The organism is Streptomyces sp. NPDC044064, assembly GCF_056434245.1.
This window is the reverse complement of sequence record NZ_JBWKFN010000011.1, coordinates 187,048-203,051: the sequence shown is the minus strand read 5'-3', so window position 1 is coordinate 203,051 and position 16,004 is coordinate 187,048. Positions and strand designations below refer to the sequence as shown.

Annotated in this window: 11 protein-coding genes and 1 pseudogene; 7 read left to right on the top strand and 5 right to left on the bottom strand. The window is 68.7% G+C overall.

Features of this window, described 5'->3' with window-relative positions; genetic code table 11:
- Nucleotides 1–90 precede the first annotated feature (90 nt).
- The gene (locus AC07DS_RS19830; protein ID WP_479147000.1) at nucleotides 91–1,263 is read right to left on the bottom strand and encodes a globin domain-containing protein; all 1,173 of its coding nucleotides are present in this window, start codon (nucleotides 1,261–1,263) and stop codon (nucleotides 91–93) included.
- An 872-nt stretch (nucleotides 1,264–2,135) separates the two neighbouring features.
- Here AC07DS_RS19830 and AC07DS_RS19825 point away from each other — a divergent pair.
- From AC07DS_RS19825 to AC07DS_RS19810, 4 genes are all read left to right on the top strand, one after another.
- Nucleotides 2,136–4,208, top strand: coding sequence for a flavin monoamine oxidase family protein (locus AC07DS_RS19825; protein WP_479146999.1), 2,073 nt, complete (start codon nucleotides 2,136–2,138; stop codon nucleotides 4,206–4,208).
- On the top strand, nucleotides 4,205–6,073 hold the full coding sequence (locus tag AC07DS_RS19820) for a thiamine pyrophosphate-binding protein (RefSeq protein ID WP_479146997.1): 1,869 nt from the start codon (nucleotides 4,205–4,207) through the stop codon (nucleotides 6,071–6,073). The genes AC07DS_RS19825 and AC07DS_RS19820 overlap by 4 nt, the downstream gene beginning before the upstream one ends.
- A gap of 1 nt (nucleotide 6,074) precedes the next feature.
- On the top strand, nucleotides 6,075–6,584 hold the full coding sequence (locus tag AC07DS_RS19815) for an inclusion body family protein (RefSeq protein ID WP_479146996.1): 510 nt from the start codon (nucleotides 6,075–6,077) through the stop codon (nucleotides 6,582–6,584).
- A gap of 122 nt (nucleotides 6,585–6,706) precedes the next feature.
- Complete coding sequence (locus AC07DS_RS19810; RefSeq protein WP_479146994.1) at nucleotides 6,707–7,162, top strand: RpiB/LacA/LacB family sugar-phosphate isomerase; 456 nt, start codon at nucleotides 6,707–6,709, stop codon at nucleotides 7,160–7,162.
- 124 nt (nucleotides 7,163–7,286) lie between these two features.
- On the opposite strand, the gene AC07DS_RS19805 is transcribed toward AC07DS_RS19810, so the two are convergent.
- Nucleotides 7,287–7,652: a DUF6479 family protein gene (locus AC07DS_RS19805; RefSeq protein WP_479146992.1), complete on the bottom strand. Its 366-nt coding sequence runs from the start codon at nucleotides 7,650–7,652 to the stop codon at nucleotides 7,287–7,289.
- 205 nt (nucleotides 7,653–7,857) lie between these two features.
- Between AC07DS_RS19805 and AC07DS_RS19800 the strand changes: the two genes are divergently transcribed.
- From AC07DS_RS19800 to AC07DS_RS19790, 3 genes and pseudogenes are all read left to right on the top strand, one after another.
- Nucleotides 7,858–8,232 (top strand): four-helix bundle copper-binding protein, encoded by a 375-nt coding sequence (locus tag AC07DS_RS19800; protein ID WP_479147132.1) that lies wholly within the window; start codon nucleotides 7,858–7,860, stop codon nucleotides 8,230–8,232.
- Nucleotides 8,233–8,315: 83 nt separating this feature from the next.
- Nucleotides 8,316–9,494 (top strand): acyl-CoA dehydrogenase family protein, encoded by a 1,179-nt coding sequence (locus AC07DS_RS19795; RefSeq protein ID WP_479146990.1) that lies wholly within the window; start codon nucleotides 8,316–8,318, stop codon nucleotides 9,492–9,494.
- Between the two features lie 270 nt (nucleotides 9,495–9,764).
- A pseudogene (locus AC07DS_RS19790) lies at nucleotides 9,765–10,692 on the top strand (IS630 family transposase); the annotation flags it as partial.
- Between the two features lie 93 nt (nucleotides 10,693–10,785).
- On the opposite strand, the gene AC07DS_RS19785 reads toward AC07DS_RS19790, so the two are convergent.
- Genes AC07DS_RS19785 through AC07DS_RS19775 form a run of 3 tightly spaced genes read right to left on the bottom strand, consistent with a single transcriptional unit; the run spans nucleotide 10,786 to nucleotide 15,843 of the window.
- Nucleotides 10,786–11,223 (bottom strand): hypothetical protein, encoded by a 438-nt coding sequence (locus tag AC07DS_RS19785; protein ID WP_479146988.1) that lies wholly within the window; start codon nucleotides 11,221–11,223, stop codon nucleotides 10,786–10,788.
- On the bottom strand, nucleotides 11,220–15,488 hold the full coding sequence (locus tag AC07DS_RS19780) for a DUF6531 domain-containing protein (RefSeq protein WP_479146986.1): 4,269 nt from the start codon (nucleotides 15,486–15,488) through the stop codon (nucleotides 11,220–11,222). The genes AC07DS_RS19785 and AC07DS_RS19780 overlap by 4 nt, the downstream gene beginning before the upstream one ends.
- On the bottom strand, nucleotides 15,478–15,843 hold the full coding sequence (locus AC07DS_RS19775; protein ID WP_479146984.1) for a hypothetical protein: 366 nt from the start codon (nucleotides 15,841–15,843) through the stop codon (nucleotides 15,478–15,480). The genes AC07DS_RS19780 and AC07DS_RS19775 overlap by 11 nt, the downstream gene beginning before the upstream one ends.
- Between the last annotated feature and the right edge of the window lie 161 nt (nucleotides 15,844–16,004).

The following is a 16,004-nucleotide window of genomic DNA, read 5'->3' as shown; positions in this document are numbered from 1 at the left end:
GCGGACGGGGCGAAGCCGATTCCGGCGGGCGGGTGCGGCAAGTGAGTGGCCGCAAGGCCGGGGCCGGGTCGGCCGGATCGGGCCGGACTCTCAGTTCTCGGGCGGTTCCCGCAACTGCCTGGGCAGCAACGCGGCCTCGAGCGCAGGCACGTCGAAGGGGTCGAAATGGATCCGCTCCTGCGGGATACCCTGCCGGGCCAGGGTGGCGCTGGCCTGCGTGACCATGTCCACCGGCCCGGAGAGAAACGCCTCGTGCCGGTACCACGGCCCGAACTCGTTGAGCACCCGCGGCAGAGTGCCCTCCAGCCCCGCAATACGCTCGTGCGACACCGCTGCCCGCACCGAGAGCCAGTGGTGCCGCTGGGACATCCTGAGCATGTCGTCCAGGCCGTAGAGCTCCTCGGCGGTCCGCGCGCCGAGGAAGACGTCGACGTAGCGCTCTCTCCCGGTTCGGGCCGCGTCCTCGACCAGGGCCTTGATGGGCGCCATGCCGGTCCCGCCGGCCACGCAGACCAGATCCCGGTCGGTGCGCGGGTCGAGCGTCATGTCGCCCTGAGTGGGTCCGAGCCGCACCTTGTCCCCGGGCTTGGCGCTGTAGACCAGGCCCTGGCTGACCTGGCCCTGGGCGACGGCACGCACGTGGAACGTCACGGTGTTGTCCGTCCGCGGCGCGTGCGCGGGCGAGTAGTAGCGCCACGCCTTGGGGTGCCAGGGCGTCTCCACGCTCGCGTACTGGCCTGCCGTGTACGGGTAGGGCGCGTCGGGCCGCACGGTGATTTCCGCGATGCCGTGCCCGCGGTGCAGGTGGTGGATGATCTCCGCCTCCCACACGGCGGGTGCCGCGCGGGCGTCCTCCTCCGCGGCGTGCATCATCACCTGCGCGACGACGCCGTATCCGTGCGTCCAAGCGGCGGCCAGCTCCGGGGTCCACGCCGGGCCGGCGTAGCGGGCCAGGGCTGCGAGCAGGCACTCGCCCACCGCGGGGTAGTGGCCGTCCAGCGCCCCGAACTTGCGGTGGTCGCGACCGAGCCGGCCGCAGAACCGGATCAGGTTCTCCGGGTCGTCGACGAGGTCGACGATCTGCAGCAGCCCGCGCAGCAACCGGTCGCGCTGGACGTCCAGGTTGTCCGGGAAGAGCTCGCGCACCTCGGGGTGGCGCGCGAACAGAATGGCGTAGAAATACACCGTCATGTCCGCTGCTTGCGGGCCCACCACCGCCACGCTCGCGCGCATCAGGGCGATCTCCTCCGCGGTCAGCGGCACGAGGTCCGGCAGCGGACTCGGTGCCGGGGGTGAGGGAGGGGAGGGAGGCGCTGCCGATTCCGGTGACTGCGCCGTGGCATCCGCCGCGTCACGGCGTCCTCGTGACGCACGGGAGAATATCACCGGGCGCCTCCCGTTTTGGATTGAATCGTCTTCACCATGAGGGAAATTCAGTGTCGGATCAGTCGGGAGCGGGGACCTCCGCGACCGCTGCGCATCCGGTCGCGGCTGCCGGGGACAGGCCGATGGCCGGCACGGCGTTTCGCTGTGCCGGATGCCCACCCAGCACCCAGAAAGGGTCCGCCATTCGGCTTGGGAACGGACAGGGCGGAACTCCCTGGGGCGTCCTGCAGTTCGGTGGCGATCAGCAGGAACGCATTCACCCTAATGCACAATCTTCACCCGTCAACCAAGGGATGGGCACGACCTCGCCGCCGCTGCAAGCGCATTCAGAAGGAATGACTCACGACAGCGTAATACCAGGTGAATTCACCGAGCTGAACGTGATCTCTGTCGGTAAATCCGGATAACCAGGACACGGACCTGCTCCCCAGGGATGGGCGGTGCCCCGGTCGTCGGACGTGTGATCGTCGAACGCGAATTCGATACGCTGTGTGAAGCGGGGCGCTGAGGTGGCGTGGCGGCGGTCAGGTGCATGTTGGCCGGATCCTCGCCCCAGGGGCTTCACATTCCGCGGGTGAATTGTTGTTCCAGTTGCATCCGACTTCCCTCCCGTCCCCCAGGGATCTTCTGCCTTCTCGTCAGGAATTCAGGCAAGTGGAAATTGCGCCACCCGTTCCTGTCGGTGGTTTCAGGACTTTGTCTTCAGGGTGAACCGCGAAACCGTTTTTGCATATCTACGATCGGAGGCTATGACCGACACTCCACGGGACAACTCCGCCGTCCGGGCCCGCTGGCAGACCTGTCTCGGGCTCGCCCGAGAACTCCTCCTCGTCGGACCCGACGGAAAAGACCTCAAGCTCGAATATCTGCACGCGCTGATAGACACGGGCCGTCTCGGTAGCACCCGTCACCCGCGCAAGAAGGTCCTCGTCATCGGCGCCGGCATCACCGGCCTCGTCGTAGGCCGGCTGCTCAAGGACGCCGGGCACGACGTCACCATTCTCGAGGCGAACGCCAACCGTGTCGGCGGACGAATCAAGACCTTCCGCACCACCAAGCACCACCAGCCTTTCGCCGACCCGGCCCAGTACGCCGAGGCCGGGGCCATGCGGCTGCCCGACTTCCACCCGCTCGTCCTCGCCCTGGTCGACAAACTGGGGCTCGGCCGCCGCCAGTTCTACAACGTGGACATCGATCCCCGCACCGGCAGCGGTCCCGACGTGCCGGTCCCTCCGGTGACGTACACCTCCTTCACCGGCCGGACCTGGACGTACGGCGACGACAGCCCGGACTTCGCCGAACCCGACAAGCGTGGCAACTCCTGGATCCGCGCCAACCGCGTCCAGGTGCGGCGCGCCGACTACGCCGCCGGTCCCGAGCGGATCAACGAGGGCTTCCACCTCACCGGCGACGAGGTCCGCGCCCCCGTCGCGCGGATGGTGGACGAGGCACTGGAGAGCGTGCGCGACTACTACTCCGACGTCGTCGACGGCAAGCGGGTCGACAAGCCGTTCGACGAGTGGGTCGAAGGCTGGGCGCGGGTGATCCGCGACTTCGACGGCTACTCGATGGGCTCCTTCCTGCGCGACCGCGCCGGGCTCAGCGACGAGGCCGTGGAGGCCGTCGGAACCCTGGAGAACATGTCCTCGCGGCTCTACCTCTCCTTCTTCCACAGCTTCCTGAGCCGCAGCGACATCAACCCCGCCGTCCGCTACTGGGAGATCCCCGGTGGCAGCTGGCGCCTGCCGCACGCGCTGTACCAGGGCCTGCGCGACGAGGTGCGGCTCGGTCAGCGCATGATCCGCCTCGAGTACCACGACCCCAGCCGTGACACCGACCCCGACGGCACCGGGGCGGTCGGACCCGACGGGTGGGGCGTGGCCGTACAGACCGTCGACGAGGAGGACCCGAAGGAACTGCCCCGGCTGTGGACGGCGGACCTGGCGGTCGTCACCATTCCGTTCTCCGCCCTGCGTTTCGTGGAGATCGTCCCCTCGATGTCGTACAAGAAGCGCCGCGCCGTCATCGAGACGCACTACGACCAGGCCACCAAGGTGCTGCTCGAATTCAGCCACCGCTGGTGGGAGTTCACCGAGGACGACTGGCGCGACACGCTGGACGGCATCGCGCCCGGCCTGTACGAGTACTACCGGCGGGCGCACGAGACGGACACCGAGGCCGTGTCCGTGCCCACGCTGCCCGAGCCGGAGGCCGGGCTGCTCGGCGCCGCCGTCAAGGACAGCCTCGTCACCGAGGACATGCGGCGGATCGACGGCAGTCTGCCGCTGCGCGGCCCCGCCGTCCGGCCCGCCACCCACTGCTTCGGCGGGGGCTCCGCCGCCGACAACCCCAACCGGTTCATGTACTACCCCTCGCACCCGATCGCGGACAGCACGGGCGGCGGTGTCGTCCTCGCCTCGTACTCCTGGTCCGACGACGCCGCACGCTGGGACTCCATGCCGAACGCGGAGCGTTACCTCTACGCCCTGCGCAACCTCCAGGCCGTGCACGGCCGGCGCATCGAGGTGTTCTTCACCGGCCGGGGAGCCACCCAGAGCTGGGCCCGCGACCCGTACGCCTTCGGCGAGGCCGCGATCTACACCGCGCACCAGATGACCAGCTTCCACCTGGACGTCTCCCGGCCCGAGGGCCCGGTGCACTTCGCCGGCGAGCACACGTCCCTCAAGCACGCCTGGATCGAGGGCGCCCTGGAGAGCGCCGTCCGCGCCGCCGTCGCCGTCCATCAGGCCCCGCCGGTCACCGACAGGAAGGGCCCGGACCAGGACGCCCCGGGTGCGGACCGGGAAGGGGAGTCCTCGTGAGCGCGATCACCCCTGCCTGCACGGTCGCCCGCTATCTCGCCCTGCGGCTGGCCGAGTTGGGCATCACCCATCTGTTCGGCGTCCCCGGCAACCACCTCGGCCCGTTCCTCACCGCCCTGCGGGCCGAGGGCGACATCGAGTGGGTCGGCACTCCGACCGAGGGCGGCGCGGGCCAGGCCGCCGACGCCTACGCCCGCATCCACGGTGTGGGCGCGGCGGCGGTGACGTACAGCGTGGGCGCGTTCAATCTGCTGGGCGCCTGCGGGGGCGCGTACGTCGAGCAGGTCCCGCTCATCGCCGTCAACGCCTGCCCGCCGTACGAGCAGTGGCAGAACTTCCGCGCCGTCGGGCTGCTCACCTCGCACATGAGCCCCCGTGCCGAGAGCAACCTGGACGTCTACCGGCAGGTCACGGTGGACGCACAGGTCATCTCCCACCCGGGCCTGGCGCCCGCCCAGATCGACGCCGCGCTCACCGCGTGCGTCTCCGAGCGCCGGCCGGTCTACCTGGAGGTCATGGAAGACCTGTGGGACGAGCCCTGCCCCGAGCCGACGCAGCCGATCGTCCGCCGCGAACGGCCTTTCGGCGAGCGCAACCAGACCATGCTGGACCAGGCCGTGCACGCGATCCTCGCCCAGATCGAGGAGCACCCCGGCCCGGACGGCAGGCCCCGCCCGATCGTGTGGGCCGGCGAGGAGATCGACCGGTACCGCCTCGGCGGGGAACTCGTCGGACTGGTGGAGGCCACCGGCGTACCGTTCTGCACGACCGTCGGCGCGAAGGCGGTCGTGGACGAGGACCTGCCGCAGTTCCACGGCGTCTACAACGGCAAGGCCAGTCACCCGGACGTGTACGCGATCTTCAAGGAGTGGGCCACCTGCCGGATCGGGCTCGGCGCCTGGTCCACGTCGAAGAACCTGGGCGGCGAGCAGAGCGTCGGCACCGACTGGGTGATGGCGGGGCACGGCGGCGTGAGCGTCGGTACCTCCTACTTCCCCGACGTCCGGCTCGCCCAGCTGCTGCCCGCCCTCCAGGACGCGCTGGTCAAGGAGTACGGCTCCGAGGGCCTGTCCGCGGACTACTACGCCGAGTCCTACAGCTACCGGGGAGCGCGGGACGACCGCCCCGCCGGCCTGGCGCAGTACCGCGCCTCGCTGAGCGTCGGCGGTGCGCGGTCCCGGGACGCAGAACGGCTCACGTACGACGGCGTGTTCGACCGGGTCAACCACTTCCTGGGCCGGGAGACCACGGACGACTGGACGGTCGTGTCCGACGCCGCGTTCTCCCTCATCGGCTCGATGAACCTGTCGCTGTCCGCGGGCGGCTTCCTGTCCCAGGTCAGCTGGCTGTCCATCGGCTGGTCGGTCGGGGCGGCCACCGGCGCCGCGCTCGCCCCGGAGCGCGAGGGCGCCCGCCCGATGGTGTTCGTCGGCGACGGCGCCTTCCAGGAGACCTGCCAGGAGATCTCCACGCACACCCGACTCGGGCTGCGCTCGGTGGTGTTCGTCCTGGACAACGGGTCCTTCTACGGCATCGAGCAGATGCTGGTGCACCCGGCCTACTTCGCCGGACAGGACCCCGCCGAGCCGGACTTCTACAACGTCCTGCACCCCTGGCACTACGACCGTCTCGCGGCCGTCTTCGCCGGCGAGGACACCCCGGCGAGCGGTCTCGGCATCGCCCGCCCCACGGAGCTGGACGACCTGCTGGCCCGCCTCGGCGACCCGCGTGACCCGGTCAACGCCGGACCCCTCCTGGTCCGTGTCCGTCTGGACCGGCACGACTATCCGCGGGCCATGGCGTACAAGGTGCCGAAAACCCCCGGAACTCTCGTCATGGAAATCCCGAATCCCGAGGGGGAATGAAATGGCTGATCTGAACGTGCTGATCGCCTTCGACGCCTCCACGATCGTCGAGCAGAATCCCAACGCGTCGCGGAATCCCGATGCGCCGACCTACGTCGACCAGAGCCTGATCTACATGACGACGCGGCACGACCACATCGTCGGCACTTCGGGCGCCGAGCTGAACCTGCGCGCCGAGCCCGGGGACACCGTCCGGTGGCGGGAGACGACGGTGTCGCTGGGCAGCGACCACAAGGCGCTGCTGTACCGGTACGTGAGCAGCGACCGCGACCACGCACTCATCAGGACGCCGGAGATCGAGGTGGTCGACGGCGTCTATCCGCTGCCGAGGGAGGGCAGTGAGGGCAGTCCGGACTTCGTGACGCAGAGGTACCAGGACCACTACTGGCGCACCACGGTGAAGAGCGTCGGCAAGGTCGTGTACCACTTCTACTTCCAGATCCTCGACCGGCACCGGCAGCTGAAGGGGTACTTCCAGTGGGACCCCTTCATCACCATCGAGGACTCCTGACGGTCCGGCCCTGACGGCGGCGTCGGATAGGGTCGTCCTTGCCGGGAGCCGACGAGACCGGCGTCCGCAACGGATGTCACCAGGCCTCCGAGGCTCCCCTGCCCGGGAGGATGGAACCGCGCATGATGATCTCCGTCTCCTCCGACATGGACGAACCCGTCGCCCGCCACTTGGTGGAGGAGCTGCGCCGGCGCGGCCACGAGGTGCGTGAGCACGGTGCGCTGCGGTCCGGTGCCGATCCGCAGTGGGCGGTCTGCTCCGAGGCCGCCGCCCGTGACGTCGCCGAGGGCACGTCCGATCAGGCGGTCGTCTGCTGCTGGACCGGCACCGGCGCCTCCATCGCCGCGAACAAGGTGCCGGGCGTCCGCGCGGCCCTGTGCACGGACGCCGGCACGGCCGAGGGCGCCCGCCGCTGGAACGACGCCAACGTCCTGGCGCTCAGCCTGCGGCTCACCTCCGCACCGCTGCTGACGGAGATCCTCGACGCCTGGTTCACGGCCGAGCCGAGCCAGGACCCGGAGGACGTGCAGAACGTGGCCCGCGTCGGCCGCCTGGACGCCGCCAGGAAGGTCTCCTAGCGGCGTACGGCGCCCCGGCGCGGGCCGGTGCGGGTCGTTCGCTCGGTGTCGTGCGGGTGGTGTCCGGTGTCGGGCGTGGGGTGCGGTGTCGGGCGTGGGGTTCGGTGTCGGCGTCGGGTCGGATTCAGTGGGCACCCAGTCCGCCGCCGCCGAACGAGCCGCTCGACCCCTTGCTCCAGCGCGGGCGCTCCTTCGAGGCGCTGGGCCTGGTGTCCATGTTGGTCAGCTCGTACGGGGTGAGCGGACGACCGCCCTTGGGGGTCTCGGGAACCTCCTGGGACTCCCTGTTCTGCCGGACCTCGCGCACCGGGCCCTCGGGTGGCAGGTGCGGCTGCTCCTCGGGGCGCGGTCGCGGGGACTCCCGGTACTTGACGCGGGACGTCATCCAGTAGCCGCCGGCGAGGAATGCCAGGAGGGCCAGGGCCACCAGGAAGAGCACGAGGCTCATCAGACCGCTTGCCGCAGCCAGCTGCATCTGTGCGGTACTCATAGGACAGGGATACCCCGCCCGGAACGGGACGAACCGGACACCTTGCGTGACCGCGCCTCCATGGACGGCGGACCGGCCCCGGCCGCGGCGTCACCTCGTCCCGGTGGGGCGGCCCAGGTGGTCCGGCGGGGCGGCCTCGGCCGGGCGGCAGTGCCACTTCCCGGTGAACGTGTTTGCGACGCTCCCGCCCGGCTACCCGCCCGGTGTGACATCGCCGACTTCTCCACAGCAGCTCTACAGGTTTCTGGAGGACCGCTTCGAGTGCGCCCAGGCGTGCACGGAGTGCGCCAGGGCGTGTGCGGTGCGTGCGGGTCTCCTGGATCCGATCGGTTCGCCGCGCCAGGACCGCGTGCGCCGGCTGGGCATCATGTGCGCCGAGGTGTGCGACTCCACCTGCCGGATGCTGTCCGAGCAGGACCGCCGGGACGAGGAAGGGGTCAGGATCCAGCTGGAGTGGTGCCGCTCGGTCTGCCTCGACTGCGCGGACGCCTTCGCCGGGCAACCCGGTGCCGAATCGACCGCAGGGGTGTGCCGGGCCTGTGCCGAGGCGTGCACCGGCTTCATCGCGGCCCTGAACTGAGCCCCGGCGCGCCATTCCCTATTTCTGAAACACGTTCTACGGTGTGCGCCGTCAGGACCGCCCTTGGGGACCCTGGAGGCGCCGTGCACCTCGACCACACGCCCGAGCAGCAGCGACTGCGCAGCGAGCTGCGCGCCTACTTCGCCGAGCTGGTGCCCGACCATGCCTACGCCCGGTACGCGGATCCGGCCGCGCAGAAGCGGTTCTACCGCGAGACCATCCGCCGGCTCGGCACGGACGGCTGGCTCGGCGTGGGCTGGCCCGAGGAGTACGGCGGGCGCGGGATGAGCGCGATGGAGCAGTTCATCTTCTTCGACGAGGCCGCGCAGGCCGGCGTACCGCTGCCGCTGATGGCGCTGAACACCGTCGGCCCGACCATCATGCAGTTCGGCACCGAGGAGCAGAGGGCGTACTTCCTGCCCCGCGTCCTGTCCGGTGAGATCGACTTCGCCATCGGCTACAGCGAGCCCGAGGCCGGTACCGACCTCGCGTCCCTCAGGACGCGGGCCGTACGTGACGGCGACGAGTACGTCGTCAACGGGCAGAAGATCTGGACCACCAACGGCGACACCGCGGACTGGGTGTGGCTGGCCGTGCGCACCGACCCCGGGGCGCCGCCGCACAAGGGCATCACCATGCTCCTGGTGCCGACCTCCGACCCGGGCTACTCCTGCACCGTCATCAACACCCTCGCCTCGCACGACACCACGGCCAGCTACTACGAGAACATCCGCGTCCCCGTCTCGCGCCGGGTCGGCGAGGAGAACCAGGGCTGGCGGCTGATCACCAACCAGCTCAACCACGAACGAGTCACCCTCGCCGCCCACGGCACCATGGCGATCCGCGCCCTGCACGACGTGCAGCGCTGGGCGATGGAGACCGAGCTGGCCGACGGCCGCCGGGTCGTGGACCTGCCCTGGGTGCGCCGTCTGCTCGCCCGGACCCACACCCGGCTCGACGCCATGAAGCTCCTCAACTGGCAGATGGTGACGGCCGTTCACGAAGGCACCCTCACCCCGCAGGACGCCTCCGCCGTCAAGGTCTACGGCTCCGAGGCCCGCCGGGACGCCTACGCCTGGCTCATGGAGGTCGTCGGGGCCGCGGGCCCGCTGAAGGAGGGCTCGGCGGGCGCGGTCCTGCACGGCGAACTGGAGCGCGGCTACCGCTCCGCCGTGATCTTCACCTTCGGTGGCGGCAACAACGAGATCCAGCGGGAGATCATCTCGTGGATCGGGCTGGGGATGCCCCGGGTCCGGCGGTGACGCGGTTTGTGACTACAGACTCTAGTTGGCACAAAAGAGGGATAGTTGGCACCAAGACCGCCGGCTGTTCCCTGAGGGTGGCGAGGTGTCACTTCGCTGTGCGAAGGCCGGGGCCGCGGTCGATCACTCGTGGGGGCGTGCGGCCCCCAGGCGCATGCCATCATCCGTCACGCGGTGGCTCGAAGAGACGACGACTCCGGTCGCTCAGATCTCGGCGACCGACCGCGTCAGTGTCCACCGCAGATCGTCAGGTGACTGGTCAGCGATCCGGCGAACCGCTGGCGACGGACGTTGGCTTCGGGTGGTCGGCAGGCCCTGGTCTCCAAGGGGCCCGGCGGAGCCCGCTGCAAGCTCGATGCGGGACAACTCCGTGTTCTGGAGACGGTGTTGGACGCCGGCCCTGCCGCGTCCGGCTGGAGTGATCAGTGCTGGACGCTGGCCCGGATCGCCGAGATCGTGCGCCGCCGGTTCGGAGTCGAGTACAGCCTGGCCGGGCTGGACCTGCTGCTGCACCGCATCGGCTGGAGCATGCAGGTGCCCTCCCGTAAGGCCACCGAGCGCGACGAGGTGAAGATCGCCGCCTGGAAGGACGAGCAGTGGCCGTCATAAGAAGAGGGCGGCGGACTTGGGTGCCTGGCTCTGCTTCGAGGACGAAGCCGGCCAGGGCCTGAGGCCGCCCAAGGGCCGAACCTGGGGCCACCGGGGCCGCACCCCGGTGGTACGCGTGACCGCCGCGGGCACCAAACGTGTCTCGATGGCGGCGCTGATCTGCACCAGCGTCGGCCACCGGCCCCGGCTGATCTACCGCATCCACCTCGACCGTGGCCCTGCCAAGGGCCGTCGCAAGGGCTTCACCGAGACCGACTACGCCCGCCTGCTGGATGCCGCGCACCAGCAGCTCGGCGGGCCGATCGTCCTGGTCTGGGACAATCTGAACACGCACGTCAGCCGCACCATGCGTGAGCTGATCGCCGCCCGCTTATGGCTGACCGTCTACCAGCTGCCGGCGTGCGCTCCCGAGTTCAATCCCGTCGAGGGTGTCTGGTCGCACCTGAAGAGGTCGCTGGCCAACCTCACGAAACACAGCCTCGACCAGCTCACCGGGTTGGTGAAGACGCGGCTGAAACGGATGCAGTACCGACCCCGCCTTATCGAGGGCCTCATCGCCAAGACCAGGCTCGACTTCAAACCGCCATAACCTCAGCCGTTAAAGATCTCTAGCTCAGGTGGTGATGCTGGCAAATGGGGATGCATCCCGGCACCCCCGGGTTCGACTCCAGACGTCCCGTCGTCAGCCCTTTGTGTCTGGTACGAGGGGACGGAAATCAGCGATGGCGTTTTCCCAGTCGAATCTGACCGTGTCTTCCTGAGGAAGGCTGCGGCCAAGGGCCTTCGCCGCGTGCAGCACAGCGGAGGTCAGCTCCGGAGCGGTTGTTTGGGCGATGACGCCATTCTTGCCGGCGACCGACAGACCCTCCTTGTTTCGTCTCACCACAAGATTGAACGACGTATCGGCGCCGATATAGCTGAGCACGCGGGCGTCGCCCTGCAGAAATTCGCGCAGGCTGTCCAGCAACTGGACGACCGAGAGGTAGATCATCATGCCCTGGTCGGGGACGTGGCCGGCCGAGTCGACCGTGCCGAAATCCCCGGTGACGACCATGTCGCCCATGTCGAACCCGTGGGGGTCGCCTTGGCCGGGGCGCACGGTGAACTGGAAAGTGATCAAGGGGTGTAGCCCTTTCCGACCGGGAAGAAGGTAATCACGCGGTTTCCGTCATGCGAGTCGACGATGAGTCGGTACCGGGCGGACAACCCGTTCACGGTCATCCTCTTTTCGAAGGTCTGGAGCTGGCGCCCCGGAGACGACACTCGCTGACCTCGCTTGACCATTATGTTGATGGCCTTTTCCACCTGATCGCGAGTGGTGGACGGAGGCATGAGATCGCCGTGGCCGTTTTGAGCGGTGCCCGAGATGTGCCGTTTGTCGATGTGGATCCAGCCCTCCTTGTCGTTCCCGGTCTCCAGCCTCGGAGTGGCGCGGCAGAGCGCGAGACCGTGAGGGTCCATCCAGGTGAGCGGGTGAGGGCCATACCAGTATGGGTGCGGGCCGGCTTCCAGACCGAGCGGATCCGGGGAGAGGTATGTCGCGGTCTCCGGGTCGTAGTAGCGCTGCACGTTCTGGTGCAGGCCGGATTCGGCGTCGGCGTACTGGCCGGGGAAACGCAGGGGACAGTCCACGGACTCGGTGTCGTCCGCGGGAGCGGAGTACCACGTGCCCCACAGAGTGGTGCGTCTCTGCCAGTCGACGGCACCTTCGGCGGTGACGAGTTCGGTCGGGGTGCCGACCGCGTCCGTGATGACGGCGTGGAAGCACGTGGTGAGGTCGGCCGTGGTCTCCTCGGCTAGCCGGGAGAGGAAGGACGTGCCTGCGGACCCGTGTGCCTGTCTGCTGGTGGTTTGGGCGATGGGGCGGGGTGTGTCAGGGGCGTAGTCCCAGGTCGTGACCCTGCCGTCTGCGAGGAGCTGCTCGGCGAGGAGATTTTCCTCCCATGTGAAGTCGATTCGGTTGGCCTCCGAACCGTCCGGCGTGAGGAGGAGCTTGGCGACGCGGCGGCCCAGGGGGTCATAGGCGTACCGCCATCGGTCTCCCTCGGGCGTGACAACCGCGACAAGGCGGTCTTCCGCGTTCCAGGCATACACCCAAGTCTTCGTCTGCCCGCTCAACAGCTTGCGTGTCTTACGGGTCCGACGGCCCTGGGAATCGTAGGCGTACGTGGTATCGCCCGCCCGCCGGATCAGCACCCCGTCGATGTCACGATCACCGGCGGCGGCGTGGTCGGCTGCGGATACGTCGGTGAGGTTGCCCGCGCTGTCGTAGGTGTACGTCTCGCTCCAGCCGTGGGCTCGTACACCCGTCACTCGCCCCATGGAGTCGAGATCGAAGCGGCGCCTGCCTGCCGTGAGCTCTCGGATCTCGGCCAGATGGCCATCGGCGCGATAGGCGTACGCGCGGTGCTGCAACAGATTGTGCGCACCCGCCGTGAGAGATTGGGCGGTGAGACGATCGACCGCGTCCCAGTTCTGCGTGAGGGTGACAGCGCTGCCTACGTGACGATGTGTTTCGCGTCCTGCCGCATCATGCGTGAAGACCAGCGCACCCGCGTCGGAACGCATCTGTGTCGGCCTGCCCGCGGGATCGTATGTCCAGTGCGACGCCGAGCCCGCCGGGGTCACGCGGAGAACCCGGCGGCCCAGGGCGTCGTAGGTGTAGGTGATGGTACGACCGTTTACGGTCTCGCTCAGTACACGGCCCATCGCATCCCGTGTGAAGGCAACGTCCGCATCCGCGTTCACCGCCCGCGCCACGCGCCCGTCCGCCGCATAGGCGAATGTCGTTACGCCATCCGTCTCCGAGTGTTGCTCCACGAGCCGACCCAACGCATCCCGTGTGAGATGCAGCGTCTGCCCCGCACCGTTGGTCCGCGCTGTTACCAGACCCATCGCGTCGTGCGTGTAGGTGAGCGTGCGACCGTTGAAGTCCGTCTCCGTCACCAGACGGCCGGCCTCGTCGTAGGTGTACGACCAAGTGCGTCCCTGCGCATTGGTGACGCCTGTCAGGCGCAGCTCCGTGTCGTATGAGAACTCATAGTGAGCGCCGTCCGGATCGGTTCTCGTCGCCGGGACGTCGAAATGGGCTGTGGTGTGCCGGGTCGTTCGACCTGCCGGATCGGTATGGGAGAGCAGATTGCCCTCCGCGTCCCAAGTCCACGTCTCGCGGGTGCCGTCGGGCTGCTCCCGCCAGGACTGATTGCCGTCTGCCGTCCACTCGAGGCGAGTTGTGTGGCCCAGCGGATCGGTCACCTCGACCACCCGGCCGAAGGCGTCCCGGCGGATTGCCGTTGTGTGGCCGAGCTCGTCCGTCACGGCTATCGGTAGGCCCGCAGCGTCGTAGGCCAGTGTCCGTGTGTGGCCGAGAGTGTTCGTGATCGTGGTTGGGTGACCCGCCACAAGGTTCGTGTACCGCGTCTCGGCGCCGGTCGGGTCCACGGTGCTAAGCAGGTTTCCATGCTCGTCGTAAGTATGTCGCCACACTGCGCCACCCGGTTCGACCACCTCGGTCGGCAGGCCGAGCGCGTCGTAGGCGGCCCGTGCCACCGAGCCGTCGGGCAGGACAAGTTCAGTGAGGTTGCCGGCAGCGTCGTAGGCGTGCCTGGTGGTGTGGCCGAGGGCGTCGGTGATCGTCAATGGCTTGTCGCCGTACTCGTCCCACTCCGTGCGCGTGACGTTACCCAACGGGTCCGTCTCCTCCACGACGAGGCCTGCGGCGTTGTACCGGTGAACCGAGACATGGTCCTGGGAGTCGGTGTACGTCGTCGTGCGGGCGGTGTCGTCGTAGGTCAGCGTCCCGGAAAGGATGCCGTCTACGCCCTCGGTGCGGACGACTCGGCCGCGGTCGTCGTAGACGTAGGAGAACCAGGTGCTGTTGCGGTCGGTCCAGCGGGTGATGCGGCCCTCGGTGTCGTAGGCGAAGCGCAGTGGTTCGCTGCTGGAGTTGATGACCTCGGTGAGGTTGCCAGCGGTGTCGTAGCCGTAGCGCATCACGACCGTGCCCTCGTCGCGCGCGGTGTCCGGGCGGTAGCGCGAGGGCGGCTCGTCGATAAGGCGCAGGGCGGTGATGCGGGGGCCCTGGGTGTCGACGGCGACGTAGTAGCCGCCGGAGTGGCGGATGCCGAAGGGGATGCCCTCGTCGTCGCGTTCGACGTCGATGCGGTTGCCGTTGCGGTCGCTCCAGGAGTCGAGGGCCAGGTGGAAGACACCGAAGGAGGGGGAGGGGACGGGGGCGGCAAAGGTGCGGGTCACGCCCGCCGCCGGGTCCGTGACCGTCATCGCTCCGTCCGGCTTGCCGTTCCACTCCAGCGGCCAGCGGGCGCCTTTCACCGGCATCGTGGGTACACCCGGTTCCGGCACCGGGTACACCAGGCGCATGCCGTCCGCCGCAGCGAACACGACGCCCTCACCGTCGATCTGGAGGCATTCGTCGAGGGTGGATATCCAGGTCGAGCCGAAGCAGACACCACCCCGGTACGAAGAGAGGTGGGTGCGCGTGAACTCCAGCGGCAGACTGCCCGGCAGGGTCAAGTCTGTCTGCGTCATCAGCATGGCGCCGGTCGCCACGTCGATCGGCTCGCCCACGCACGGGGTGCGCTCGGCGTTGCGGGCCGCCGGGCCCAGATCGACCAGGTCCGGGCGAAGCGACGGCGGGCGCAGCAGAAGCGGGGTTGTGTCGCTCAGCCCGCCCTCCATGCTCGCCTTCAGCAGGCCGCCGCCCGCTCCCAGCGCGCCGCCGAAGATCATGCCGTCCTTGGCGGACTGGTTGACCTCGTCCAGGCTGAACCCGTGCTGCAGCCCCGTCGCCATCTTCAGCGGCTGGGCAATGGCGAGGTCGACGGCGACCGACTCGACCCCGCCGAACGCGGCGGCGACGAGGGTGCCCGCGGCGATCTCCGCCACCGTCGTGGTGACCGCGACGCCCATCGTGGCACCGAACTCGATGACCGCGTCCGCCGCCGCGACGGCCGCCCCGGAGGCGAGGCCTGCGGTGAAGAAGGCGAGCGTCACTCCGCCCGCGATGACGGCCGCGTCGATGCCGATCTGCGTCCAGAGTTTGTTGATGGCGTCGTCGATGGCGTCGGCGAACTTGTCGAGTGCCTTGGCCATCTCCCGTGAGGACTTCGCGAGGTCACTGAGCCAGCCGCCGTCCTGGTCCTTTGCATAGCGGCCCCAGAACTTGTCGAACGCCTCGATCGACTCACCGGTGTTGTGGTGGATGATCGACGACGCGTTGCGGTGCACGGGAGAGCGGACATCGTCGACGGCCCCGGCGAACGTGCGCCAGGCCTTCGCGGCCTCCCGCAGCTGGCCGGAGTCGGCCTCGGGCCACCACATACCCAGCTTGAGAAGGATGTGGCGGGCTTTGTCCTCAACGCTCACCGGCACCGTCGCTCTGCTTGTCGGTTTTCACTTCAGTGAACATGCCGGCGATGAGCTGGTCGTTGTCCACGGTTCCGTCAGCCATGTCCACCATGGCCTCGTGAATGCTCGTCAGCCCGAGCACCAGGATGCCCGCGGCGCTCTCGATCTTCTTCTGCTGCGGCTTGTAGGCCTTGCCGAACTCGTTGCCCTGCTCGTCGTGGCCCCAGGGCTCCCCGAGGCCGTCCAGGGTCTGGATGAGGGTGGTCAGCGCCTTGCTCAGGTCTATGGCGCCCTGGTGGAAGGCCGGTGCCGCCGCCTTGATGTCGGCTGTCTTGATGTCCAGCACCTTGCCCGGGACCTTGCCGTCACCCATCCATGAACCCCCGTTCGCCGTCGCGGCCTTCGACCCTACGGTGATCAGTTCAATGAAGCCCCATGCCTTGGCAATGCAAAGGCAAGGCTGGCTGGTTGACGCATCCACACGCCTTGGTTTCGTCATTCGGTGCGCTGCGACACCCCTCGTGACCTGCGCTG

Coding starts and splice junctions, on each gene's coding strand:
- AC07DS_RS19775 (WP_479146984.1), bottom strand. CDS start 15,843: ATGGGTGACGGCAAGGTCCCGGGCAAGGTGCTGGACATCAAGACAGCC.
- AC07DS_RS19805 (WP_479146992.1), bottom strand. CDS start 7,652: ATGAGTACCGCACAGATGCAGCTGGCTGCGGCAAGCGGTCTGATGAGC.
- AC07DS_RS19815 (WP_479146996.1), top strand. CDS start 6,075: ATGGCTGATCTGAACGTGCTGATCGCCTTCGACGCCTCCACGATCGTC.
- AC07DS_RS19810 (WP_479146994.1), top strand. CDS start 6,707: ATGATGATCTCCGTCTCCTCCGACATGGACGAACCCGTCGCCCGCCAC.
- AC07DS_RS19825 (WP_479146999.1), top strand. CDS start 2,136: ATGACCGACACTCCACGGGACAACTCCGCCGTCCGGGCCCGCTGGCAG.